The following is a 26877-nucleotide window of genomic DNA, read 5'->3' on the forward strand; positions in this document are numbered from 1 at the left end:
AACACTTAAATTTAGAATAGCAATAATTTAATATTTGTAAATCTATTAACAAATTAGCTAATATATGTAATATTGTAGTGTATTAAATTGAATGGAAGCTTATATTAACCTAAGAGCCTGTAAGTGATCTCTGAATATGGTAAGATGAGGTATAGTTGACATGAGGTAAAGTATGAGGAATACATATCCAAGTGACATAAGTTGTGAAAAATTCGAAAAGATTAGACTAATTTTAGAAAGCGTGCGAAAGAAAACAAAGCCAAGAAGATTAGGTTTATATGAGTTATTTTGTGGTGTGCTTTATGTACTAAAAAGTGGCTGTCAATGGCGAATGCTTCCAAAAGAGTTTCCAAGATGGCGAAATTTTTACGATTACTTCAAGAAATGGAGTAAAAAAACGAATGAAGATAGAGAAAATGTTCTAGAAATTGTCTTTAAAAAAATTGGTTGGAGAGAACAGTGGTCGAAATACCAAAACAAGCTTCTGCATCATTGATGCCCAAAGTGTAAAAAATACCGATACTGCTGAAGAAAAAGGTTATGATGCTGGCAAGAAAATTTCAGTAATAAAGCGTCATATCGCAGTTGATACACAAGGTTTGACACACGCAATTCATATAACAACGGCAGAAATAACTGATCGTAGCAGTGCTTTGACAATGGTTAAAAATGCTAAAGAAAGTCTCTCTGAAGTTAAAAACATACTGGTTGATGCAGGCTACACTGGAGAAAATTTTGCAACACAGATAAAAGTAACTATTGGTGCAACTGTTGAGGTGAAGCACCTTTGCTGTATTGCCAAAAAGATGGGTTGTTGAGAGATCTTCTTTTGCCTGGTTGGAAAAATGTAGGCGACTTTGGAAAAATTGCGAGCGTAAATTTAATACTAGCCTACAAATTTGCTTTTGCTTCTTTCCTCTTCAAAAGATTATGAACAGGTTCTAAGAGATAAGAAATATAAACCAAAAAGCCATTGGATGACAAAGTTAATGCTTTTTTAGTTTTAATGGTTTATATTTTATTTCTATAACAGCAAAGGAATATTAAAATGGGAGATGTTTTTTCGATGTCAATGGAATCTTCTAAAGACAATAAAGATAGAAATGAACAATTTCTCATGCAAGTAGCTGCTTGGTTGGTTGATAACACTAGCTTAACTTTTGATCAAATAGCACAATGTTGCAAGTTATCCCTTGAAAAAGTACAAGACATAGCTGATGAGGAAATAGAAGTTGAAAAGTATGACCCTATTATTTCTGAAATAATTACTGAAAAAGAAATCGATAATTGCAAAAAAAATCCAAATCGTGTACCAAATTTGATTATAAAAAATATGAAAAAAAGGGCAAAGACGATTAGCTTTCTTGCCTTTGCTTCCACAGCAAGGCGTAGAGATAAACCTAATGCGATTTATTATTTGGTAAAAAAATTTCCTATCTTGAACAATAATGTAATAGCTAAGCTAGTTGGTACAACAAATTACACAGTTGAGCAGGTAAGAGATAGATCTCATCATAACATACTCAATATCAAACCTCAAGATCCTGTACTACTTGGTTTATGTAGCCAGGAAAATTTAGAAGCGGAAGTAGAAAAAGCGAAAGTAGAAGAAGAGAAGAAACAAAGATTAAAAAATATAAATAATAGCTATTGATGATTCTCAAATTCTTGTACTTTGTTAATATTAAATTGACTTGACTTGTTAGTTTTTATCAGTATAATGCAAGTAAAGTATCTAGTTTAATAATAATTAAGTCTAAATACGCACTGAAAACTAGCTCAGCCTAATTTATTGTTTTATATTCACGTTTTAGGTTAGTAAGCATCAATTAAAATTTTTGGAGGATTATGACAACAATCAATGAAGATGTCTTAGCAAAAGAAGGGGTTGTAGGTCAACCTGAAAAAAGCGAACAAATTCATAATGCTGACGCAGTAAAACAAATGACCAGTGAAGGTGCTGAAAAAAACAAGAAAACATTGGACCTGAGCGAATTGAAAGAGAAAACAGCAGAAGAATTGTTAGAGCTAGCTGAAGAAAGAAAAATTTCAACTAGTGGTAAAGGCAATGGCAGGATGCTAAAACAGGAAATGATATTCAGTTTAATGAAGAAAATGAGTGAAGAAGGAGGCATAACCACAGGAAGTGGAGTAGTGGAAATATTGCCTGATGGTTTTGGTTTCTTACGTTCATCAAGTGCAAATTATGCTCCAAGTACCGATGATGTTTATATTTCCAATGGCCAAATAAAGAAGTTTAATTTACGTACAGGAGATATGGCATGTGGAGAAATAAGGCCACCTGGTGATAAGGAAAGATATTTTACTTTAACTAAGGTTCACAGTATAAACTCTACTGAAATCAGTGAATTAAGAAAGTACGTACATTTTGATAATTTGCTTCCGCTTTATCCTGAAAAAAGCCTCATCCTTGAAAACAACAGTAGCGGAGATAATAAAAAAGATATAAACATGCGTGCTGTAGATATAGTTACACCTCTTGGAAAAGGACAAAGAGCATTGATAGTTGCTCCACCTCGTACAGGAAAAACGATATTGCTTCAGCAAATGGCTCACTCTATAGCTACAAATCATCCTGAAATAGAACTAATAGTATTACTTATAGATGAAAGACCCGAAGAGGTGACAGATATGATACGCTCTGTAAAGGGTGAAGTGGTAAGCTCTACATTTGATGAACCTGCCTACCGTCATGTCCAACTTGCTGAAATAGTAATAGAAAAAGCTAAAAGAATGGTTGAACACAAAAAAGATGTAGTGATTTTGCTTGATTCTATAACTCGTCTTGCACGTGCTTATAATGCAGTCATTCCTTCGTCTGGAAAGGTTCTAACCGGCGGTGTAGATTCAAATGCGCTGCAAAGACCAAAACGCTTTTTTGGAGCAGCTCGTAATATTGAAAATGGTGGTTCTTTGACAATCATCGCTACAGCCCTTATAGAAACTGGTTCAAAAATGGATGATGTTATTTTTGAAGAGTTTAAAGGCACAGGTAATGCTGAAATTATACTAGATAGAAAACTTGCTGATAAACGTATATTCCCTGCTATTGATATTACAAAATCCGGAACAAGGAAGGAAGAGCTATTAGTTGATAAGGCCATACTAAATAAAATATGGGTATTGCGTAGGATACTTAACCCTATGGGATCTGTTGAAGCAATGGAGTTTTTACGTGACAAATTACTTTTAACAAAGAGCAATGCTGACTTTTTTAACTCCATGAATCACTAAAAGTAAGCCAATTCTGATGGAGCAAAAAAGCAAAGCTCTCTTATAGCTAAAATAATTTGGATTTATCAAAATATATTAAGCTGGCAATCTACCTTAAGTTGCTATTCCAACTTATAGCACTGATTTTGATCAAAAATTTTATGTAGTCAGTTTATTTACAATCGATTTTCCAGTGTCAGCCACTTAGATGACATCTTTTTGACTCTTAATATTAATATCAATTGTGTACCAGTGTTGAAATGACCCACTCAAAAGGGGATTGTATTTACTCTGAATCAGATGATAAATTAGATGCTTGGTAAGCGTAATTTGGAGCTTCCTGTGTAATGATTATATCATGAGCATGACTTTCTCTTAACCCTGATGAAGTAATAGTGACAAATTTGCAGTTTTTTTTCATCTCTTCTATATTACGGTTGCCAGTGTAACCCATTGCAGCTTGCAACCCACCAATTAACTGACAGATCACTCCTGAAGCTGGACCTTTAAAAGGAACTCTTGCTTCTACTCCTTGTGGGACTAAATCAAGTTTTGAATCTTGAAAATAACGGCTAGCTGACCCTCGTTTCATTGCACTAATAGATCCCATTCCTCGATATTCCTTATATGCTCTACCCTTATACATGATAATCTCACCTGGGCTTTCCTCAGTACCAGCAAAGATTGAACCTATCATCACAGTATCAGCACCAGCTGCAATAGCTTTTGCAACATCTCCCGAATATTTTATTCCACCATCAGCAATTAGTCTGACGTTTTTTGTTTTACAAACCTCTGCAATATTCTTGATCGCAGAGAATTGTGGCATACCAACGCCTGTAACTATTCTGGTAGTACAAATTGATCCTGGCCCTATTCCAACTTTCACTGCATCAACACCAGCATCAATCAACGCTTCAGCAGCCTCCTTTGTTGTAATATTTCCGCCGATTAATTGCGTATTCGGATACATCTTTTTTATTTCCTTAATAGTGCTGATAACGTTCTCGGAATGACCGTGAGCGGTATCTACAATAACCACATCAACTTCTTCTTCGACCAAAGCTTCACATCTTTCTATACCGTCTTTTTTACCAGTACCAATTGCAGCGGCAACTCTGAGTCGACCTTTACTGTCTTTACATGAATTTGGATATCTATTGTATTTTTCGATGTCTTTAACTGTGATTAGACCTATGCAACAAGAATTTTCATCAACAACCAAAAGCTTCTCTATTCTATTTGCATGCAACAATTTCATTGCTGAGGCGCTATTTACTGCCTGCTCTCGAACTGTTACTAACTTATCTTTTGTCATTACCTCGGAAACTTTTATATTCATGTTCTGGTCTTCAATAAACCTCACATCTCGATTAGTTAAAATTCCCACTAACTTGCGTTGATCAACTACAGGAATGCCGGAATAATTATACTCTCTCATTAATGAAACTGCTTCTGCAACTGTTTTATCTGGGGAAATTGTAATTGGGTTATACACGATCCAGCTTTCATATTTTTTCACCCTTCTTACTTCTAACACTTGTTCATCTATTGATAAATTCTTATGTATGCAACCTATTCCACCATGTTGGGCAATAGCTATTGCAAAGCCTGATTCAGTGACAGTGTCCATTGCAGAGGATATGAGAGGGATATTTAGTTCTATATTATTTGTTAGATAAGTTCTTGTGTCTGCATCACGAGGCAATACATCAGAATAGGCCGGTAAGAGAAGTACATCGTCAAACGAATAACAAGCTTCCATTTTTTTCATATGCTTTATTTAAAGCTTATACGCCAATTAATGAAATTGCAATAGAGCTTTTGCAAAATTAGCCTGGCTCCAGCTATTTTTAGATCAAAATAGGATAGAAGAGGTATGTAGCTCCTAATATATTTATCGCATAATTATATTATTTGCTAGCAAACAGAACTGCTCAATAGTTAAGCTTTCTGGACGTTCGTCTCCACTCAGTTTAGCATTCTCAAGAGTAGTTGAGACATCACTAGTTATACTTTGCAAGCTATTTCTCAGCATCTTTCTTCTTTGAGCGAACACAGCACGTGTTAGCTTTGTTAAGGTTTCTAAATTTACTGCAAATCTTGGAGTGGGTAAAGGTTTTACTGTAATTACTGAAGAATATACTTTTGGTCTTGGAAAAAATTCCTTAGGTTCAATATCAAATTCCTTTTTTATGTCGCATAGTAACTGGCTTAGCACTGATAGGGAACCATAATCTTTAGAATTAGGTTCTGCTGTAATACGCTCTGCTACCTCCTTTTGGAACATTAACGTCAAATTCGTAAAAAATTTTATATTATTTAACCACTTTAAAAATAACGCTACTGAGATATTGTAAGGCAAGTTAGCAATGACTTTGACTGGACATTCTACCAGCTCTTTTTCTACAACATTAAGTGCATCTGCTTCTATAATTCTATATTTTCCCTGATGCTCATTTAGCAATTGTTCGTGATGTTTCACTAAACTACTATCTTTTTCTATAGAAAGTAGAAACTTTGGATTATATGCCAATATTTCTCTTGTTAACGCACCATACCCAGGACCAATTTCAATAACATTAAAATCTTTCAGGCTACCAGCTAAGGCAACTATTCTTTTTATTATCTCATTCGATAAAATAAAATTTTGCCCTAGACTCTTTTTTGGCTTCAGTAAAAATTTTTTCATATGATCTTAGTATGCAGTATTTTAAAAATTAGTTGACGAAAATTCATCAATAATTGTATATTGTCAGTGTATTTAATGCCGGCTTAGCTCAATTGGTAGAGCAACTGACTTGTAATCAGTAGGTTGTCAGTTCAAGTCCGACAGCCGGCACTCTCATTCATATAAGAAAAATTGATGTCTTTTTTAATAGTAGCAAATTGGAAAATGAATGGAACACGTTCTTCATTTGTTAACTTTATAGGCAAACTTAACAACAAGAGCAACGAAATTACCTCTAAATTAGTAATTTGCCCTCCTTTTACATCATTTCCAAGCAATATAGAGTTGAACAACAATATTAAAATAGGAGGACAGAATTGCCATCATAAAGAGTTCGGTTCTTACACAGGTGAAATTAGTGCAGGAATGTTGAAGGAACTAGGATGTAGTTACGTAATACTTGGACATTCTGAAAGGGCTCATGAAAAAGATAGTGAAATAAAACTTAAATCGAAAACAGCAATAGAATCAGGATTACACCCAATCATCTGTGTAGGTGAAAACTCAGAAGATTATAAAAATAAAAAAACAAAAGAAGTAATAGAATATCAATGCAAAAACCGTTTGCCAACACAAGGTGAATATACCATAGCATACGAACCGATATGGGCAATAGGAACAGGAAATGTGCCAAATAATGACGCAATTGCTGAGGTGATAGAGATAATAAAATTGTGTACTGGTAAAAAACACATTATATATGGTGGCTCAGTCAGCTCAGAAAATATAGGAAACTTGCTCAGTATTCCAAATCTATTGGGAGTTTTAATTGGTAGTGCAAGCTTAGATTTTGATCACTTTTATCAAATTATACAACAAGTCGAGAAAAAACTTTCTCTTAATTAATTCTAAAGGATAAATACTCTTATTGTCATGGCAAGGGAGCTGGCAAAATGTGTCAAGGAGTTTTCTATTGGCTAAGGTTATGACAATAAAGTTAAGCACTGCCAAAAACTATGGAAGAAGTCATTATAATTTGTATTATATCTTTATAAAATGGTTCGCATAAGTTATCTAGAAGTGCAACTAAACAAATACAAAAATCAAAGTGTTGCGGTTTTCGGCCTTGGTAAAACTGGTTTGTCCGTTATTAATGCTCTAACAAAAAGCAGTGCAAAAATATATGCATGGGATGATAATAAAGAGCAAATAGCAAATGCAAAAAAGATATATAAAGAGTGTAACTTTACTCATCCCAATGAGTATAATTGGCATGAGATAAGCACACTAATTTTGAGCCCTGGAGTGCCAATACCAACGCATTGGGTAGTAAAACTTGCAAGAAGCTTTGACTGCAAAATAAAATCAGACATTGAGCTATTTCTTGAAACTAAAACTACAAATCAGAAGGTTATAGGCATTACAGGAACAAATGGCAAATCAACCACCACGTCACTAATAGGGCACATATTAAAATCCACAGGGAAAAAAGTAGCTATTGGCGGGAATTTAGGTGTGCCTATTTTGGATTTAGAAAGAGATGCAGAAATTTATGTAATTGAATTCTCCTCTTTTCAATTGGAGCTAATAAATAAAATTAATGTAGACATTTCTGTATTGCTAAACATCACACCAGACCACATAGATAGACATGGAAGTATGAATAACTACATAGCAACTAAATTAAAACTGATAAACAGTAGCAAGATTGCCGTGATAGGATGTGATAACAAAATTACCGCTGATGTATTCAATAAATTCACTGGGAACAAAATTCCAATTTCAGTAACATATTCCCTGGTGTCATTCCAGCGCGTGACCAGAAAAGAAAAACCATTGCCAACTACCCAGATGACAGAGGGTAGTGCAAGAGATCTAATATCATTGGCAGATAACAATTTGCTTGATTATAGTGAACAGATTACTGGTATAGATCGAAATTATCTGGATCCCAGTGTCAGCTACTTGGATGACAAAAGGAGTGCTGAGATTCAGGAGATCTCGCTAAAACTAGAGAATCACAACTTATCAATGAGTGATATGAAAGTAAACCTAGTATCCAATGTAGAAAATATAGTAGCTGCACACGCTGTGTGCAAGTTACTTGGAGTAGATAGCAGCACTATTGTCAATGAAATCAAATCCTTTCCAGGGCTAAGACACAGAAATGAATTTCTTGGCAAAATACATAATGTACTTTTTATCAACGATAGCAAAGCAACCAATGCAGAATCGACCGAAAAGGCAATTTTATCTTATAAAAACATATATTGGATTGTTGGCGGAAAAAGCAAAAAAGGCGGAATAGAATCATTAAGCAAGCATTTCACCAAGATTAGAAAAGCTTTTCTTATTGGAGAATCAACTGAAGTTTTTGCAAACATTATGGAGAACAAAATAGATTATATGAAGTGCTATAATCTAGAAAACGCATTTAAACTGGCTTTTGAAGAGGCCATAAATAGCAAAGAAGAAGTAGCGATATTACTTTCTCCTGCATGTTCTTCTTTTGATCAGTGGAAAAATTTTGAAGAGCGCGGTGAAGCATTTTGCAGAATGTTTGCAAATCTCAGGTACAATTATATGTGATGTTTAGTATAATATTGTATGGAACAAAAGTTAATAGTAGATGAGCTGATTAAGGTTATTCCATTTGAAGGAATAAGTGATGCAACCTTATTGAAAGTGTGCACGAACCTTAACCTAGCCAATAGTTTTTGTAAATTTCAGAATGGAATATATAGTGCTTTGGAGTACATAGCAGAGGACTTAAATAGCTCAATGGAAACTGAACTTTGGAATTCCAATTTAGAAGATATGAAGGTAAGAGAGCGGATAAAGTTAGCTGTCCAAATACGCCTTTCAAACTATGCTAAGTTACAAAATTACAGAGAGTTTTTAAAAAATGTTTTATCATTCTCTATATTACCCCAAAATACATATTTTTCTAGTAAACTCTTGTACAGAACTGTTAGCGCGATTTGGTATGGCATTCATGATCAATCAACAGATTTTAACTACTATACAAAAAGAGCAATATTAGCTGGAGTGTACTTAAGTACGATACTTTTTTTTATCAATGATTATTCAGAAGATTTTGCAGATACCCTGTCGTTTCTTGACAAACGTATCAACAATGTCATGACATTTCAAAAGTTTAAAACCCGTTTGAATAGAATGGTAAGAAGCTTCTTATAGCCTCTTTACTTATACGAGTTACTCGTATTTATACCTAAAGCTGCCTTGATTTTTATGTTAAGATAATTGAACATCCACTAACAGTGAGCTTAACAAAGAACTTGATTGAAAGCAATACATTAAAAAGTAGTTTTGCTGGAAACTTGAAGTAGACAGAATTGATACACATAAAGCTGATCCATGTACAAAAGTATCTGTTAAGATACACGACTAATGCTGTGTGATCCATAGAGGTTATTACAATAAGAATGTAAGATCAAATAGAAATTTGGATTTGCAGTAGTTTATAGACCTTATTACAACTGCAAAGGATAAATTAATTAGTAATGGATTTTAGGTTAAACTACGTCTGAGTTGGATAAAACTATACAAAATGACTACTTTTAGCAGCAAACATTAGAGCAGTTTTTCCAAGAGCAGTTTTTTTCATAGTCAAAATGAGGTAGACTAAGAGTACTAACTACATAATTAACACCTGCGTTTGCTATTTCTACTAAGTATTTTACTACATCCAAGTGACCTGCTTGAGCAGCATCAAGTAAAAAGAGTGGAGCAACTATCTCCATGAGGCTTCTTTTGCCTTTTTTTGCTTGCTTAATATTTATAGCTAAAGCTTCAGGGTGTCATTTCAGTGCGTGACGCAGAGATGTACGGAGATTGAAGATCAGTGCTTGACACTGGAATCCAGAAATTTTTTGAGAACAAAAGTTATGCTAAGTTTTTGTTGGTAAGAAAGGCTGGTGTCTAGGCACTGGGATGACAGTAGTGTGAGATGGGGCTACTTGGATCTAATTTGCTATTCACAATCCAATTATTACCTTGTTTAAAATAAATATTGAATTTTTATTTTAGTTATATAATAATTAAATATATCATTTAAGATTAAAGATGAGATTATGACAAGTGATCAATTACTAGCAGAAGTACTGAGTATAATTAACGATAAGACAGATTTAAATGAAGATAATATAATTCAGGAAATAGAAGAAGAACTAAAGAAACAGAATCAAGATCTACATGAAGAGTGGAAGAAAGTTGAATTTGATGTAAATCATTTATTTAGTCAAGAACTTACATTGTTGCACGTAGCTGCTAGAGGTGGCTTTGAAAACGTAGCAAAAGTCCTGGTAGCAGGAGGAGCTGATGTTAATAAGAAAGATAGTAAGCGCGAGAAGATTCCTTTACATTTAGCTGCTGAAAATGGTCATGTTGAAGTAGTAGAATTTTTCTTAAATAAAGGAATAAGTGTTAATGTAATGGATAAAGAGGGCAATACCCCTTTGCATTATGCTGCAGATAATGGAAGTAGAAAAACAATATCAATTCTAATAAGAAAAAATGCAGATCCTTGGTTAAAGAATTTTTATGGTAAAACTCCAGTGAATATTTATGCATTCAAGCATCCTAATGGCTCTGGATACTTAATGCAGCTGAAAAAAGCGAAAATTCAAGGTTATATCGTTTTTGGCTCAATGTTGTTGTTAGGTGCTGCTATGGCAACATCAATTGTTGCGGTTAATTTAATTGTACCTGATGTGCCTGTATTAAAGGTGTTATTGTGTGTAAGTATTTTGTATGCATTTGCATCTATAGCTAAATATATTACGTACAAAGCGGCTGAATTGGATGCTGAAAATGAGATTAAAAACGAGCAAGATTCAAACATAATAAATATTGAAGAAGTGAGTGATGAAAAAAAATCGGTTAATAAAGCAACGCACTCAAAAGAATTAAATGATCTTGTTTGTGCAATAAAAGGCTCTTCTAGAATAGAGATAGTTGATCCAGACAAGCAGAAAAAAGTAACACTTGATGGTGTTATTGTTTCAGATGAAGTAAGAAAAGAGTTAAAAATGATTTGTGGTCATATATCAGAGAAGAAGAAGAAAGCTCTTGAAATGCTAAGTTGCAAAATGCCAACAGGCTATATTTTATATGGTCGACCTGGAAATGGTAAAACTCTTATTGCTCGTGCAATTGCATGTGAAGCTAATGCTAAATTTATTAGCGTTTCTGGATCTGAATGTATGCAAAAATATGCTGGACAAAGCGCACATTACATAAAAGATCTTTTTGCAAAAGCGAGAGAAAATGCTCCTTGCATAGTCTTTATAGATGAAATAGATGCTGTTTGTACAAAACGTAGTAATAATAATGCATACAATGACGAAGAACGCAACCGAATTGTAAATCAGTTTTTACATGAACTTGATGGTTTTAATCCTATAGAAGGCGTGACAGTCATTGCTGCAACTAATCGTCTAGAAAGTTTAGATGAAGCAGTAATTAGATCAGGTCGCCTCTCTAAACATATTGAAATTATTTTACCAGATAAAAGCCTACGTGAAAAAATATTGGGTCTTTATACGGAGAAAGTGCCAATGGAACCAGATGTAAATCTAGCAAAACTTGCAGAAGAAACTAATGGTTTTTCAGGAGCTGATCTAGAAAATTTGGTAAATGAAGCAAAACTTCATGCTGTAGATCAGATTTGCGAAGAAGAGTCAGAAGATGAAGAGCTAAAAGTGACAGTGAACATGGATGATTTCAATAATGTACTTAAAGATCTTAAATCTAAAAAGGTTGAGAATGAGCAAGTGGATAGTAAGATGGAGTTGTTGAACAATATTGTGAATTTTGCAAATTTGAGCAAAATGCTTAATAAAAGTGCATAGAAAACATATGGAGCTGCTTTATTGTAAAGCAGGAAAGTGATTCAGCGAATGTAAATGCAAAAGTAGAGATAGAGTACAGAGAAAGCGGGTAAAATAGTGATTTTAATTGTGTTAGATAGATTTTGACTTTCTGTTCTTTTTCTTACTATTTATCACAAATCTCCCTAACGTTTATATCTCTCTTACAGATTCATTCAAACTTAATTAAGTGGGAGTATTGTTAATGCGAAAAGGGTTTAATTAAAATGGTATGGCGTGTGAGGAAGACATACATCAATTGGTAGAAAGTGGATTTGATATTAACTCAAAAGATGTAAGCGGAGTCACTCTCTTACATAAGTTTACAAAAGAAGGCGATTTAGTTGGAGTAAAATCATTATTAGAACACGAAGCTGACTTTAATGTTGTGGACAACGAAAATAGAAATCCACTGCATTATGCTATTATGCATGGACACAAAAAAATTGCTAAACTTCTTGTTAATCAACTGACAATTAATTCTAGAGATAAAAATGGATTTACTCCACTTCACCTTGCTACACTACAAGATGATACAGAATTAATGGATTTTTTAATAACAAAAGGCGCAAAAATTAATGAAAAAGATGCTGAGGAAGGCTATACTCCTCTTCACATAGCTTCATTATACGGTTCTAAAAAGAGCGTCCAGATTTTAATTGATAGCGGAGCAAATCTTGAATGTGAAGATAACAACTTTCGTACTCCTTTATTTTTGACCATTTATCAATGTACTACACATTATGAAAGTAGAGCAGAGATTATAGAATATCTGATAAAGAAAGGTGCAAACATAGAAGCAAAAGATGCAGAAAATAATACTACGCTTTTTCTAGCAGCATATAACAACAAAATGCAACTGGTAAAGCTTATTGTAAAGCAAGCAAAAGCTAAGTTAAAAGAGTTTATTTGCACAAAAAATAAACATGGTTTTGATGCACTGGATTGCGCTATTGAGCATAATAATAGGCAAATGGTAACATTTCTTGTTTCAAAGGGAATAGAAGCAGATGACCAAGATTGTAGCGGTAACACCAGATTACATAAAGCTAGCTATAATGGTGATACTAAAGCAGTTAAGTTCTTATTGGAGCTTAAGGTAAACGTTAATGCCGTAACTAGATGCAACAGAACTCCTCTGCTACTTGCAGCTAAAAAAGGTCATATAGAAATTGTAAGAATGTTGTTAGCAGTAAAAGCCAATATGAATATTTGTGATCAACAAGGTTTTACACCTCTGCATCTTACTATTCAAAAGGATTATTTTGATATAGCTCAGCTATTAATAGAAAAAGGGGCAATTAATTGTAGTAATGATTATACTGCAATAGATATGTTTATTGACAAGGCTCATAGCAAAAAAAATATTGAAGAAAATTACAAAAAATTTTGTAGGTTTTTGATGCTTTACTTGAAAGAGCTACATAGTAAACACAAAGCCTTTTGTGTACTTTCAATCCTAGCTCTAAGCTTAACAATTATAGGTTTACCATTTATTTTCAAGCCTATTATTAAATATAGAGAAAGAAGTAAAATATATAAAAAAATTAGGGCTATGCTGATTTATATTTAAGTATAACAGGAGAACTAAGCTAATATATGACAATTATCTGCTCGATAAAAATGGAATTAAATGTATCCGTTTAGCAGAGTGGCAAAATAAAATAGACAAAACCATAAAAATAAATGGTGTCATGCAATTTGAGCTTCGGCATAGATCCCACATAAATTTTTTGGTACATATTTTTTCAACATTAATTTCGTATTCCATTCAAAGAATATTAATATTGGCATATAAGTATGAATATTATGCTAATATAATTACTTTTTAGGTATACATGGCAAATTTATGCCTGGAAACAGTTTTTCCTACACTTTCTTTATAAAAATCACAGGCGCCTGTTATTAGCTAAAGTAAAGGTCAAGTATCTGGAATTCTGGACATAAAATCCTCCTGTATAAAAAGATTAGAAAAAAATGCAGCGAACATATGACAGACCGCTGAAAAAGATACGCTACGTTTTTTATTGAAAAGTTAACTGAAAGTCTGCAGACAAAGATAGATTTTGAGCTCTTAAAATATCTCTAATTGTCATTATAATCAGATTCAAAATATGCGGAAGTAATTTTTTTTGACAATAGATTTCTTGCATAACCAACCAGCTGGGATCCAACTAAACACTTTACAACGTTTTTTGCGCGAAAAGGCTGGATGCCAGTGTCAGCTACTTGCATGACATCGTCTTGGATGAAAATCAGTACGTGATGCACCAAAAATTGTGCATCAAAAGGGTGTCATTTGAGTAACTTTTTTGTTGTCGTGCCAGTGTCAGCTACTTTCATGACACCTATTTGTTCCTATGATAGTCTTATCTGTCTATCTTATTTTGCTACTCTGCTGAACAGATACGTTTTTTTTACCTTTTTTATTCTGTAAATTTTTTAGTATTTGTATGTTTAACATAAGAACTACACAAGACTACAAATGGTGAATCAGCATTACCTTAAAGAGAGTACCCATATTTTCAGTTAACCTTAAAAATTCACTGAAGATCTTATTCTTCTGTTCATTACTTGCATTTTCCATTAAAGCTTGCGCTCTTTCCTTTATACCAAACAAATATAAAAATTCTCTTTGAGTTAAAATCTCACAATTTAAGTGTTTTAATGAATCTTTTAACGCTTGAAAGTTTACAAGTGCAGTAATATCACTGTTACCAATATTTTCAAGAAAATTAGCATACTGATGCTGCCTTATCGATTGCAAAGTGCTCTTATATTCAGGATATACATAACCATAATCTATAATCAGGGCAGCTCCTCCGTTATTGACTATCTTATTCTCAAGTTTCTTTAATATTTCGATTCCGGCTAGGCATACTTCCACTACTGCACCATTGAACCCCCCTGTCATTCCAGTCTGGAATCCAGTTTTTGGTCTGGTTAAGCACTGGAGTGACAATGAAAGACTGCCATCATCTTGTTTTATTACTCTATTTTCATACCACTGCCCATCACGATAAATAAATTGGTCAATTGGAAGGGCGTCAAATAACTCATTTGCAAAAAAAATAGTTGGCTGATTTGGTAAGTTGTCGACATCTGTGTGCCAATTAATATCTAATCCCTTTAATTTTTCCTTTTGTATTTTCTGTAAAATAGGGCTTATCTCAACTAGATGAATGTCCATTGAGCTAAAAAAACAGCTATATTTTTTGGTGACTCTTATTACATCATGAATGAGTGTTCCTTTACCTGGTCCAAGTTCAACTAGAGAAAATTTTGATGGCTTTCCTAATTTTTCCCATGTATTCATTATCCACACTGCAATTGTTTCACCAAATAGCTGACTAATTTCAGGTGCAGTAATGAAGTCACCATCTTTGCCAAGTGGTAATTTATTCATGTAATAGCCGTACTCTTTATGATATAGAGCAGCGTTCATAAAATCACTGATAGATATTGATCCTTGGCTTTTATCAATTAATTCGTGTATATAAGTGAGCATATTATTAATAAACATTTAACTATAGCGTGCCATACTATAAAATAGTGGAGTATTTATATATATAATATAAGTTTAAAAACATATGAGTAGTATTCCTTTGGTTATGGACAATCAAGATACGGATTATGTTACCCTTATACCTCAAGATGATGGTATTGAATATAAATTTAAAGAAGCTATCAATTTTGTAGAAAATAAGGTTGTAAGTGCTGATGGATTAACTTTAGCGGAGGTATTTCAAGCATTGGTTCAAATGTTGAATGGTGATCTAGAGTTAGTAAAAAAAGTGTTAGCATATACTAATATTATGGTAAAGCATGGAATGAGGGTAGCAAAAGAGTCACAGCTAAGCAGAGCCGATGTTCGTCGAGCTTTAGAAGGCAAAGAAAGTGTGTTTAATAGGCAAGATTTTATCAAAAAACCACCTCTTGTATCTTCTATAAAATCGGTTAAAAAGAAAAGTAGAGGTCTTTAAATGGTTGAGTCTATAAAAAAATTTACTGTACAGTGTGATTTCAAAGGACAGAATGCACCTTTTGCAGTATATATAGGAAATCCAAAGGGTGATACTCATCCAATTCACCATCAAGATTCATGGCTTGCAAAGGAGCGTGGAGGAAACATTCCTAATAAAGTTAAAGAAAGTTTGCAAAAATTATACAAGCTGTCTCAAGAAAACGGGATCTCTTTTCCAGAATTATGCGCATATGCCATTACTATAGTTAGTAATAATGATAAAAAAAGTGACGGTAAGTAGTTAGATTCTCAATATTTCATTTATAGAAGTTTTTGATCTCGTCTTCTCGTCCACTTTTTTTACTATAACTGCGCAATAGGTTGAAATGTTGTTTTTAGGTGGAGTAGATCCTGGTACAACTACAGAGTAAGGTGGTACTTCACCATAAAATATCTTGCTTGTTTCTCTGTCAATAATTTTTGTTGATGCTCCAATAAACACCCCCATACTAAGGACTGATCCTTCTCTTATTATAACACCTTCGGCTACCTCACTGCGCGCTCCAATGAAGCAATTATCTTCTATAATGACTGGAGAAGCTTGAATGGGCTCAAGAACTCCGCCTATTCCCACTCCACCGGAAATATGGCAATTTTTTCCTATTTGTGCACAACTACCAACTGTTGACCAAGTGTCTATTATTGTGCCAGAATCAATGTATGCACCAACGTTGATAAAGCTTGGCATTAGAACAACATTTTTACCTATGTAAGCAGATTGGCGGACAAAACATCCAGGAACTGCTCTAATTTTTGAATGGTAAAATTTTTCTTCATTCCATTCACTAAACTTACTACCGATTTTGTCAAACCAGCAATTGGTGTTGTCTATTATTTTGCTTTCCTCAGTGAGGAAATGTAATAATATTGACTGCTTTATCCACTTATGTACTATCCATTCTCCACTTGATAGCTTTTCTGCTACTCTAATTTTACCACTGTCAAGTAACTCAATTACCTCTTTGATTATTAATCTTGCTTCGTGTTTTAGATTATAGTCGTTAAGTTTTTCTTTATCTTTCCAAATATTTTCTATCTCATCTTGTAATTTTTTAGTTGCAAATTTTTCATTTATTATATACATATTGATATCAAATTTATATTATTTTATACGTAAGCACTATGAAAATACAGTGTCATAATTGTACTAAAACTTACTTAGTATCTCGTGGGCAAATAGGTGAATCTGGAAGAAAAGTGAAATGTACAAACTGCAATCACATGTGGCATGAGTATCTAAAAGAAATGTCAAGTGAATTGTGCCCTGCTGGTATACAAGAAAAAAAAGCTAACTGGAGGCAAAGTTTAACTCTAGCTTTTGCAACAGTTGCAGGGTTATGCGTTATAATTGTTGGTGGTATCTTTCCAGGAGAGGTAAGTAAGATATATAAAGCAGTTAGTTCATATAAAGATTCAATAAGCCATAAATTAGGATACAAAAAAGTGCAAACGGAAAATTCAAGTGCGAGAGAACTTGTTGTAAATGAGTTTTATCAAGATTACCTTTTTCTATCTAATTTTAGATCTAATTAAATAGGCATAAGTCATCAATGTTATGCAAATAACTACACTTATTCCTTTATGATAGTGTCATTCCAATTTCAGCTACTTTCATGACGCCCTATGATTGTTATTACATCGTTTACTATAGATTTGTTTCAGAAGCTTACATCCAGAAAACTTGTATAGATTTTTTCTACTTCTGTGATATTATAAGCCTGTGATGATAAAATAAGTGGATATGGATAAGTCAGCGTATGAAATCATAGAGCATGAGTATGATGTGGTGATAGTAGGTGCAGGTGGAGCAGGGCTTAGAGCAACACTTGGAATGGCTGCAACTAATTTTTCAGTTGCCTGTATTTCTAAGATTTTCCCTACACGGAGTCATACAGTTGCAGCACAAGGCGGAATTAGTGCAGCCTTGAGCAACATTGCTGAAGATGATTGGCGCTGGCATGCGTATGACACAATAAAAGGTTCAGACTGGCTTGGCGATCAAGATGCAATAGAGTATATGTGTAAAAATGCTGCCAAAGCTGTGATTGAACTTGAAAATTTTGGTGTACCCTTTTCTCGTACGGAAGATGGAAAAATATATCAGCGTGCCTTTGGTGGAATGACAACTCACTTTGGTAAAGGAAAATCGGCTCAGCGTACTTGTGCAGCAGCAGATAAAACTGGGCATGCAATTCTTCATACTCTATATCAGCAATGTCTTAAATTTAACGCTGAATTTTTTGTCGAATATTTTGTAATCGATTTGATTATGGACAAAGGGACATGCTGTGGGGTGATAGCTTGGTCGCTGTGTGATGGTACGTTGCATAGATTTCGTGCACATTCTGTGGTAATAGCAACAGGTGGTTATGGACGTGTTTATTTTTCTGCAACAAGTGCACACACCTGCACAGGTGATGGTAATGGCATGGTGGTAAGAGCTGGGTTGCCACTTGAAGATATGGAGTTTGTGCAATTTCATCCAACAGGAATATATGGCTCAGGGTGCTTGATGACGGAAGGATGCCGCGGTGAAGGTGGGTACCTCGTTAATTCTCAGGGTGAGAAGTTTATGGAACGTTATGCGCCAAAGGCAAAAGATTTGGCTTCTCGTGATGTAGTAAGTCGAGCAATGACAATTGAAATTAGAGAGGGAAGGGGAGTTGGGCCAAAGAAAGATCACATGTACTTGAATATATCGCATCTTGATCCGGAAGTGATCAAACTCAGATTGCCAGGTATTAGTGAAACAGCAAAAACCTTTGCAGGAGTTGATGTTACTAAAGATCCGATACCTGTTATTCCAACTGTTCACTACAACATGGGCGGTATTCCGACCAACTATCATGGGGAAGTGATCACGTTGCAAAAAGGTAAAGAAGAAGTGGTAGAAGGATTATTTGCAATAGGAGAGGCAGCATGTGTTTCTGTACATGGTGCAAATCGACTAGGTTCCAACTCGCTTCTTGATCTTGTGGTTTTTGGTAGAGCTGCCGCGCTTAGGGCAAAAGAAAAATTGAAACCTGATACACCACATAAAAAATTGCATTCAGACTGCACAGACTGGATAGTAGATAGATTTAATAAAATGAGATTTGCTTCCGGAGAGTTCAAAGTAGCAAAAATACGAAGTGAAATGCAGCACACTATGCAGAAATATGCATCGGTATTCCGTGTTGCTGAAGTTTTAGAGGAAGGTAAAAAAGCTATAAAAGAAGTAGCAAAAATGATGCCTAACATTGCAGTTGAAGATCGTAGTATGATATGGAATAGTGATTTGGTTGAAGCTCTGGAGCTTGCCAATATGATTCCACAAGCAGTTATTACCATGGAATGCGCAGCTAATCGCGAGGAAAGCAGGGGTGCTCATGCTCGTGAAGATTTCCCTGAACGTGATGATAAAAACTGGATGAAGCATACTATAGCATGGCTTAAAGAAGAGAAAAGCCAAGTTAGTGTAGAAATTGACTATAAAAAAGTTGCTGAAAAAACTCTGAGCGATGAGATTGATTTCATCGCCCCGGAAAAGAGAATTTATTAGTTAACCCATCTGGTTTATTTATAAATTGACGTAGTATTGATACATAGCTCATTTGAGTAGCTGGGCTTTCTTTATGCTCCGATTGATTTGACGATCTTTGTACTTCTTGCTCTGCTGAGTTGTTAGCTAAATTTTGTTGTTCAGTAATATTTTCAGGTTGTTTTGCAGCTAGGTGATCATCTTTACGGCTTTGCTTATCGTTGGTTAATTCCTTAACAGACTTCCTAATGCCGCTAAGTTCCAAAGTGAATATCAGACACACCACTCCTGTTATAGCTATGATGGGTAACGCTGCTCCAATTGCAATTTGTCCTTGGAAGCAAGAAAGTGTTACCATTGTAATAATAGTAGTTGCTACTGTGATTGCTAACAATACACTAGCTCTCCTGCCCGGATCAATGCATTTCCATGCAGCTTTTAGGCCATCTCCTGTTTTGTGTAGAATATGCTGACATTTTTTTGAAAAAGTTCTAACGTTATATTTTTTTTCAAGTTTTTTCCTTAGTTCTTTAGCTTTTACCTTTCCTTCTTGTGGAGTTTTTGAGTAATTTTCTAAATTACGTAAAGTGCAATAATATTTTTCAGTATGAAATTCTCGATCTTTTAGTTTCAGAGAACGGGAATCAGCACCTATTTCTAGCAGCTTTGCACAAAACTTTGTTGTATTGTCGTACTTTTTCCCTAGATCAAAAATTGTTTTCATTTGCGAAAGGTGGTTGCCTTTTTCTGCTTTTTTTGTTAATGATACTTGTAGCGGTGTTCTTCCTTCTTCGTTAATGGCCTTTATGGCCTTACCTAACTGATCTTCAGATATTTCTTTTTCTTTTACTAAACTGGAAATCAACTCCAAGCATGCAACCTTTTGTTCTCCTTTTAGCGAAGCAATATAGTGCAAAGCATTATTACCCTCTTTGTCTTGAGCAGTAATGTCTGCACTATTTTGGAGAAATAACTCTAAGGCTTTATATCTATTTGTTTTTTCAAATTTTTTATCTGTACATGATCGATCCTCATTTTTTTCTTTTATATGCTGGAATAAATAATAAAGAGGTGTTTGTTTTGCTGTATTTTCAGCATTTATAGCTTTTTTAAACTGTGCTTTAAGATACTCTTTTTCTTCCTCCTTACTTACATTTAATATTATATTTGAAAATTCAAACTTTCGTTTTTGCTTTAATTCTAAAACTATTAGATGTAAAGCATTATTACCATCTGTATCTTTCAGGCTAATATCTGCTCCTTTTTGCAATAACTCCTTAAAGGATTTCTCATCTTTATTTTTAATTGCTAAATGTAATTGATAATTATCATTACTATCTGGAGTATTTATGGTATGGGCTATAACTTCTTCAACTTTTGTTTTTATTTCTGGTTTTCGCTCAGCCAATTTCTCTAAAAATTTAAGATAGTATTCATTTTGCTTTTTAGATAATTTTTCTAAATCCTCTGTAGGTAAGCTTAGCTTGGCTCCATACTTTAACAATTTTGCAAGAAACTTAAGTGTGTTATCGTTATCTTGGATTGTGTGAGAATCATGTTTCCCTTTTATTATCTTGTTAATTAGTGCTACCTGAAAAGGAGTCTTTCCTTCTTGATTTTCACTATCAACAAGTTGTACTAAATTTTTCTCGTTAGCTATTTTTATCAAGGTATCTAGAAACTTAAGCTTTTGTTTCTTTTTGAGCGATGCAATAAGGTGTAAAATATTATTTACTTTTTCATCTGTTATGCCACTGATATTTGTGCAATCTTTTAGGTATTTTCTAAATTTCCTGTTGTTTCCATTTTGGATTGCATTTAGTAATTGAACGTCATTATCAGAATCCGATATTCCGTTTATTCCATCTTCAAAATCGCTATCAGAATCTGATATTCCGTTTATTTCATCTTCAAAATCGCTACCGTAGCCACTGTCTTGTTCGCTGTACCTACTAAAACAACTTTTAGTGACTTCAGAAATTACTTGTTTTTTTGTTTCATTTGATATTCTTTTCGATCGTTCTATTACTTCACCTAGCACTGGAAGGAAACATTGGACATAATATCTGTGATATTTTTCCTGTTCTCTAAGCGATTCTTCTAATTTAGTTAATACTTCAGGACTAGCGCCTTCCTTAAATAACCTTTTACATTCCTTGAGTGTTCCATCTCGACTTCTTGGTTTTTCATGCTTATGTTTTTCTTTTTTTACCTTTCTCTCTATAATATTATACAATTGCTTGTCTTTTTTATCTTGTTTTTCATTTTTGTTTATACATTTGTCTAGTTTATTTGCATTACTAACTAATACACTTGAATCTATACTCATATTAAAACCTCAATATTAAAAGCTATTTGGCGTTAACGAATTGTATTAAACTTTTAAATTGAGCTAGATGTTATCGAAATATAGGTGAAAAGGCAGAAAACTAGTTTCTATTAGAAAATCTATTGTCATAGTCAAATCCCCACTTTAGCACTTGTCTACTATTTTAACTATTTTATCTTAAAAAATAATAAATGTGGCTAAACTGTGAAACGTGAATGCTGCTAAAAGAGATAAACAAATATTTTTATAGATCTTTCAAACTTGATTTTTCTTCTAATTTTTTAAGCATTCCTTTACTTAGTATTGATTTTATCTCTTCTACGCTTTTATCAAGATTATCATTAATTATTACGTAATCATATTTATTACTTTTACTTATCTCTTTTTGCGCTTCGGCTAATCTACGCTCTATTTCAATTTCATCATCACTATTACGCCTTTGTAGACGCAGTCTAAGCTCTTCCATTGAGGGAGGTAGTATAAAAACACTTACAACTTTTTCTCTTAAGATTTCAAACAAATGAAATGCTCCTTGCCAATCTATATTCAGTAAAACACTTATTCCACTGCTCAGGTTTTGTTCTATAAAATCTTTTGGTATACCGTAAAAATTCTCAAAAACTTTGGCATATTCAAGCATTTGACCAGCCTTACATAGTTCGTGAAACTTTTCTTCAGTAACGAAAAAATAGTCTTTTCCGTTTACTTCACCGGGACGAGGTTTGCGTGTAGTCATAGAAACAGACATAACTAAATCAGTTGATTGCTCAAGTAATTTTTCTGATATAGTAGTTTTTCCAGCTCCAGAAGGAGAGGATAGAATCAGTAGTATGCCCTCATTTTTTACGGTCATTTTTCTTTATTTAACAAGTACATTATAGAGCTTTTTTAAGACTTTGTATTTTTTAAATCAAAGTTTAAAAGACTAGAGCCCTCTAAATTAGAATTTGATAAATTGGCATCAATAAGAGAGGAATTATCAAAGACAGTATAACGTAAATCGGCTTTTTCAAGATTTGCCTTATTCAAATTAACGTTTACAAACTTTGCTCTGCTTAATATTGAATTAGAAAAAATAGCATTTTCTAAATTCATATCTTTAAACTCAAAGTAAGAATAATTTACATCAAATTTTTCACCCTGCGATATTTTCTCTTGCAGATCTTTAATTGAAGTTATAGCACTCTCTAGACCTGTAATTTTGCTCTGTCCCTGATTGTCAATCATAATTGAATTATCAAATTTGCAATCTGTTAAATGAATATCAGCAATTGAACTTTTATATATGCTTGAAGAGAGGAAAGAGACATCACTCACTGTTGAATTATTCAAATTGCTAAGAAAAAAACTAGTCTTTCTAAAGGCATTATCATAAAACACGGAGGATTTGAAATCACTTTCAATAAAGTTTGAATTAGTGACTTTTGACTTAGACCAGCTCGAATTATCAGCTAATAATTTGAAGAATATTGAATTTTCTATCTCACTCGAATCCATATTATGGTGGGAAAGAGTACTATTATAAATTTGAGAGTCTTTAATTTTTGTCTTATAAATTGAAGTTCTAGAAAGATCTGAATCTTCTATTTTTGCAGAGGTAAACAATGAATGATCAAAGAACGAACCACTCATGTCAGAATTCACAACTTTAGTATTATGAAACTTTCCATGACAAATGTTAGCGTTATAGGTATTAACTTTATACAATTCACTAAAACTAAAATCAATATTAGATAAATCAGCATCCTGAAGGTCTGCTTCGAAAACATATGCATGTTTTATCTTGGAACCATTTAGTATAGATTTAATGAAGTTTGAATTATCCCCTTTCACATAGGAAATTTGTGAATTGCTTAAATTGGCTTTTTCGAAATTACTGTTGACTATAATGGAAGAATTAAAATAGGCGTTTGAAAGATTGCTACCTGTAAAATCCGATTTTTTTATTTCTGCACCATATATGTTAGCATTTTTTAATGAAGAAAATTGTACCTTGAGCTTATGTGCATCCACTCCAAAGAAACTTGCGTTGTCGAAATTATTTTTCTGCATAACAGTGTCGTTTATTTCACTATCACTAAAATTGATGTAGCTTGCACTTGAGTTTGATAAATTGGAGAAATTCATTTTTACATTCAAAAACTTGGTATGCAAACCAATTATATTACGCATACTTACTTTGTTGAGATTAGAATTGATAAAATCAGCATAACTGATATTAGACTGATCAAATATGATATCTGTTAAATTTGTAGAAGCAAATTTTGAAAAACTTAAATTTGTGCCTTTTATTTTAACGCCATGTAAATTAGCATTGGAAAAATTGGCACCACGCAAATCAACATCGATAAAAGACACATCTGATAAATCGGTGTTAGAAAAATCGGCACCAATTAAACTTACTCCATCAAAAATAGATTTGCTTAAATACAATTGACTAAAATTAGCACCATTTAAATTAGGACCAAAACCTTTCTTAAAATCTTGTGGTATGCTGGCTTTATTACACTGTACTAAAAATTTAGCAAAATCTTTTGTATTGTAAGATATGTATTTTACATCGTGCAGAGCACTTAAAAAATCATTGATTGCATCATCTCCATAGCATAAATGACCAACTAAAATTAATATCAAAAGTCTAATTATCTTTTGCATCGCAGGTACTTTCTTTTGTTTTTATAGCAAAGTTATACATCTCTGAGTCTTCTTCATTGTTTATTTCTTTATCCTCTAAAAGGTATGGCATCATTTCAGCAATTGCATTTATTATATCGATCTTCTTTTTCTCAATTGCTATGTCGATAGGGGACTTAAAATTATTATCAACTACTCTAGGATCAGCACCTTGTAATAAGAGAAAGCGAACTGTGTCTATTTGACCTTGTTTCACTGCATAAATTAGAGGAGTATCACCCAATTTATTTCTAAATCTTAGTATTTCTTGAATTGTTAATCCAATTTTTTCTAGCTTATTTATTACTCCTCTTAGACAAATTAAGTTGCCCTTCTTGATGCAGTAAAAAAATTGCTTACTGTAATCATCAGTAAATATAGTTTTAGGAAGGTGCTCATTTAGGCTATCATATTGTCTTTTATATATAGACTTGCTTTTATGTTTTTTTATTTCTTTGTTTAGCTTTGTCCATTTTTCGCTTTTTTCATTTTTTTTGTTCACAGGTGTTATATTGTCAGGCTGTTCTTCTTTCTTTTTCTCTGTTAATTGGCTTGTTGAAAGTTCGGTGTCTTTTTTGCTAATCTCCTCTTCAGGCTGTAGGTTTGTTTGATTATTGTGACTGATTTTCTTCTCTTCAGGTTCTTCTTTTTTTTCTTCTGATAAAGGACTTGTTAGAGCTTTGGTATCTTTTATATTAGTCTCCTCTTCAGACTGTAGGTTTGTTTGATTACTTGAAGGTACTTCTTCATTGATTACATTTGTTGGGTCTGTGATTTCTTTGAGTTCGCTCAGAAGCGGAGAAGTTTTTTCAGCATCAGTGTTGCTTTTCGATACGTCTTCTTGATTTATACTGCTTTCATTTTTATTTTCTTCAGGCTGTTCTGCAGCAAGCAGGTTAGATATAACAATTAATAGTATGAAGAATGCTTTATATTTCATAAACATTGCAAATATAGGCTTAATTAAAATGATACTATAATCAAATGATTAATCTACAGTAAAAAGTGCTTTAGTTATTGTACAAGTATGATTATGTAAAAATTTATTTTTCTCTTTTATCTAGGTTTTATTTGAAATTGTCATTTGAGTAGCTGACATACAACTGTACGGACATTAAAGAAATCAGTATACAGCTGTATGAACATTGTGGTAATTTGCGTACTAAACGGTGTCATCTAAGTAGCTGACACTGGTTTCTATCATTATCAGAAACGTTATATTTTAGCATAACTTTTATACTTGCAAATTTAACTCGATGCCAGTGTCAGGCTACTTTCATGACATCTATCACTTTGCGTTTATAGTATTTTTAGCAAATAAATATTTGCTAAATTAAGTGCAAAAATTACTTGACACATTTTGTAGTTTGATTATTATTAGTGAAAATGAGGGTATTTTAGAGCTCGAAATTCACCTTATTCAAGTCTGCAGACTTTTCAACTAATCTCTCAATAAAAAAATATAGCACAGTCTACTTCAGTGCGTACACGTACGCTTAATTTCTGTCATAAGGTGTGTTATATTTTTCTAAATCTTTTCTTTATAGGAGGGTCATTATGTCTAAAATTCCTTAAACATTAATTTTTAACTTAAACATTTATTAAATAGTGCAGTACTGCCTTACGCGTTGCTAATCCAAACTTTACTTGCTGTAAAATAACACAATCTGCTATATCATTGCTAATTTCGATACCTCTATTTATTGGTCCTGGGTGCATAACAATTGCATCGGGTTTTGCATGCGATAGTTTTTGTGCATCAAGTCCATACAAATGAAAATATTCTTTTTCTGAAGAATTATTATTCATGCGCTCTTTCTGCAACCTCAAGAGCATAATTACATCAGCATCCTTTATACCTTCAGTTAATGAATAATGAAGTGAATCTACTTCAGAAAAATGTTTACACATCAAAGCTGGTGGTGCAACTAAGCTTATTTTTGCTCCAAACATTTTTAGCAATCTTATATTTGATCTTGCAACTCTACTGTGCAAAATATCTCCACATATAACAATTTTGAGGTTTTTTATTTGCTTTTTATGATTGATAATTACAAGATAATCTGCAAGAGCTTGCGTTGGATGTTCACTGCTTCCATCGCCTGCGTTGATTAGCGAGCAGTTGACATGCTTTGCCAATGTATTAATAATACCACTACTTTTATGTCTGATTATCATATAGTCAGGATTCATTGCATTTAGTGTTTTTATCATATCTTTTAGATCTTCCCCTTTGTTAATAGAAGAAGATTTTATTGGTAAAGTTATAACATTTGCTCCAAGGCTTTTTGCTGCTATTTCAAAAGATGCGAGCGTACGTGTTGAATCTTCAAAGAATAGGTTTATGACTATTTTATTTTTCAGAACATGACTATTTTCAACTTTTTCTTCAAGGTATTGGTTGGCTAATTTAGTTATATTTTCTACATCACCGATTGTGAGGTCTGAGATATTTAATAAATTCCTTCTCTTGTCCATAGCTCCTTTTTTGAGCTTATTCTACTTTCTTAATTTCAATTACACAACTGTAAAGTA

General features: G+C 33.3%; 21 protein-coding genes, 1 tRNA gene and 1 pseudogene. 13 read left to right on the plus strand and 10 right to left on the minus strand.

Translation table 11 applies throughout. The features are described from left to right. Positions 1-172: 172 nt before the first annotated feature. The 3 genes and pseudogenes from ABWU65_RS02720 to rho all read left to right on the plus strand — a co-directional run bounded on the left by ABWU65_RS02720 (position 173) and on the right by rho (position 3255). Positions 173-945 (plus strand): annotated as a pseudogene (locus ABWU65_RS02720) (IS5 family transposase). Between the two features lie 103 nt (positions 946-1048). After that, positions 1049-1654: a cell cycle transcriptional regulator TrcR gene (locus ABWU65_RS02725; RefSeq protein WP_007301964.1), complete on the plus strand. Its 606-nt coding sequence runs from the start codon at positions 1049-1051 to the stop codon at positions 1652-1654. 194 nt (positions 1655-1848) lie between these two features. Beyond that, positions 1849-3255: a transcription termination factor Rho gene (gene rho, locus ABWU65_RS02730; protein WP_213863781.1), complete on the plus strand. Its 1407-nt coding sequence runs from the start codon at positions 1849-1851 to the stop codon at positions 3253-3255. A 265-nt stretch (positions 3256-3520) separates the two neighbouring features. Here the strand turns inward: rho and guaB are convergent, their stop codons facing one another. Together guaB and rsmA are read right to left on the minus strand one after the other, a co-directional pair. Next, on the minus strand, positions 3521-5008 hold the full coding sequence (gene guaB / locus ABWU65_RS02735) for an IMP dehydrogenase (protein ID WP_012481851.1): 1488 nt from the start codon (positions 5006-5008) through the stop codon (positions 3521-3523). A 123-nt stretch (positions 5009-5131) separates the two neighbouring features. Beyond that, a complete protein-coding gene (gene rsmA, locus ABWU65_RS02740) occupies positions 5132-5926 on the minus strand; it encodes a 16S rRNA (adenine(1518)-N(6)/adenine(1519)-N(6))-dimethyltransferase RsmA (RefSeq protein WP_019236635.1) in 795 nt (264 codons plus the stop codon). Positions 5927-6003: 77 nt separating this feature from the next. On the opposite strand from rsmA, the gene ABWU65_RS02745 reads away from it, so the two are divergent. The 4 genes from ABWU65_RS02745 to ABWU65_RS02760 all read left to right on the plus strand — a co-directional run bounded on the left by ABWU65_RS02745 (position 6004) and on the right by ABWU65_RS02760 (position 9103). Continuing rightward, positions 6004-6076, plus strand: a tRNA-Thr gene (locus ABWU65_RS02745). A 24-nt stretch (positions 6077-6100) separates the two neighbouring features. Further along, the gene (locus ABWU65_RS02750; RefSeq protein ID WP_052264645.1) at positions 6101-6811 is read left to right on the plus strand and encodes a triosephosphate isomerase; all 711 of its coding nucleotides are present in this window, start codon (positions 6101-6103) and stop codon (positions 6809-6811) included. Between the two features lie 150 nt (positions 6812-6961). After that, positions 6962-8494 (plus strand): Mur ligase family protein, encoded by a 1533-nt coding sequence (locus ABWU65_RS02755; RefSeq protein WP_353280268.1) that lies wholly within the window; start codon positions 6962-6964, stop codon positions 8492-8494. Positions 8495-8512: 18 nt separating this feature from the next. Then, positions 8513-9103, plus strand: a complete 591-nt coding sequence (locus ABWU65_RS02760; protein ID WP_353280269.1) for a COQ9 family protein — start codon at positions 8513-8515, stop codon at positions 9101-9103. Between the two features lie 383 nt (positions 9104-9486). On the opposite strand, the gene ABWU65_RS02765 is transcribed toward ABWU65_RS02760, so the two are convergent. Continuing rightward, positions 9487-9669, minus strand: coding sequence for a hypothetical protein (locus tag ABWU65_RS02765; RefSeq protein ID WP_007301971.1), 183 nt, complete (start codon positions 9667-9669; stop codon positions 9487-9489). A 330-nt stretch (positions 9670-9999) separates the two neighbouring features. Here ABWU65_RS02765 and ABWU65_RS02770 point away from each other — a divergent pair, with 330 nt between their 5' ends. Then, entirely contained in the window at positions 10000-11778 is a 1779-nt protein-coding gene (locus tag ABWU65_RS02770) for an ankyrin repeat domain-containing protein (RefSeq protein ID WP_353280270.1), read from the plus strand. 250 nt (positions 11779-12028) lie between these two features. Next, entirely contained in the window at positions 12029-13369 is a 1341-nt protein-coding gene (locus tag ABWU65_RS02775; RefSeq protein ID WP_353280271.1) for an ankyrin repeat domain-containing protein, read from the plus strand. 906 nt (positions 13370-14275) lie between these two features. Here ABWU65_RS02775 and ABWU65_RS02780 read toward each other — a convergent pair. Then, the gene (locus tag ABWU65_RS02780; protein WP_353280272.1) at positions 14276-15304 is read right to left on the minus strand and encodes a class I SAM-dependent methyltransferase; all 1029 of its coding nucleotides are present in this window, start codon (positions 15302-15304) and stop codon (positions 14276-14278) included. An 82-nt stretch (positions 15305-15386) separates the two neighbouring features. On the opposite strand from ABWU65_RS02780, the gene ABWU65_RS02785 reads away from it, so the two are divergent. Together ABWU65_RS02785 and ABWU65_RS02790 are read left to right on the plus strand one after the other, a co-directional pair. Then, positions 15387-15779, plus strand: a complete 393-nt coding sequence (locus ABWU65_RS02785) for a hypothetical protein (RefSeq protein ID WP_007302103.1) — start codon at positions 15387-15389, stop codon at positions 15777-15779. Continuing rightward, positions 15780-16061, plus strand: a complete 282-nt coding sequence (locus tag ABWU65_RS02790; RefSeq protein WP_052264858.1) for a DUF2610 domain-containing protein — start codon at positions 15780-15782, stop codon at positions 16059-16061. It begins immediately after the preceding gene. Here ABWU65_RS02790 and dapD read toward each other — a convergent pair whose 3' ends face one another. Continuing rightward, positions 16062-16904 (minus strand): 2,3,4,5-tetrahydropyridine-2,6-dicarboxylate N-succinyltransferase, encoded by an 843-nt coding sequence (dapD, locus tag ABWU65_RS02795; protein ID WP_052264857.1) that lies wholly within the window; start codon positions 16902-16904, stop codon positions 16062-16064. 38 nt (positions 16905-16942) lie between these two features. On the opposite strand from dapD, the gene ABWU65_RS02800 reads away from it, so the two are divergent. After that, positions 16943-17353 carry a zinc-ribbon domain-containing protein gene (locus ABWU65_RS02800; RefSeq protein WP_007302100.1) on the plus strand — a complete coding sequence of 137 codons (411 nt, stop codon included), beginning with the start codon at positions 16943-16945 and terminating at the stop codon, positions 17351-17353. 208 nt (positions 17354-17561) lie between these two features. Beyond that, positions 17562-19361 carry a succinate dehydrogenase flavoprotein subunit gene (gene sdhA, locus ABWU65_RS02805; RefSeq protein WP_019236712.1) on the plus strand — a complete coding sequence of 600 codons (1800 nt, stop codon included), beginning with the start codon at positions 17562-17564 and terminating at the stop codon, positions 19359-19361. Here sdhA and ABWU65_RS02810 read toward each other — a convergent pair. From ABWU65_RS02810 to ABWU65_RS02830, 5 genes are all read right to left on the minus strand, one after another. Then, entirely contained in the window at positions 19333-21669 is a 2337-nt protein-coding gene (locus ABWU65_RS02810) for an ankyrin repeat domain-containing protein (RefSeq protein WP_353280273.1), read from the minus strand. The genes sdhA and ABWU65_RS02810 overlap by 29 nt on opposite strands. Before the next feature lie 244 nt (positions 21670-21913). Next, on the minus strand, positions 21914-22522 hold the full coding sequence (gene gmk, locus ABWU65_RS02815) for a guanylate kinase (protein WP_007302097.1): 609 nt from the start codon (positions 22520-22522) through the stop codon (positions 21914-21916). 35 nt (positions 22523-22557) lie between these two features. Next, positions 22558-24324, minus strand: a complete 1767-nt coding sequence (locus ABWU65_RS02820; RefSeq protein WP_012481880.1) for a pentapeptide repeat-containing protein — start codon at positions 24322-24324, stop codon at positions 22558-22560. Then, the gene (locus ABWU65_RS02825; RefSeq protein WP_029237557.1) at positions 24308-25282 is read right to left on the minus strand and encodes an ankyrin repeat domain-containing protein; all 975 of its coding nucleotides are present in this window, start codon (positions 25280-25282) and stop codon (positions 24308-24310) included. Before ABWU65_RS02825 ends, ABWU65_RS02820 begins: the two co-directional genes overlap by 17 nt. Before the next feature lie 650 nt (positions 25283-25932). After that, positions 25933-26820, minus strand: coding sequence for an aspartate carbamoyltransferase catalytic subunit (locus tag ABWU65_RS02830; protein WP_353280274.1), 888 nt, complete (start codon positions 26818-26820; stop codon positions 25933-25935). Between the last annotated feature and the right edge of the window lie 57 nt (positions 26821-26877).

The organism is Wolbachia endosymbiont (group B) of Silvanus unidentatus, from assembly GCF_964028615.1.
In the GTDB taxonomy this organism is placed as follows: Bacteria; Pseudomonadota; Alphaproteobacteria; order Rickettsiales; family Anaplasmataceae; genus Wolbachia.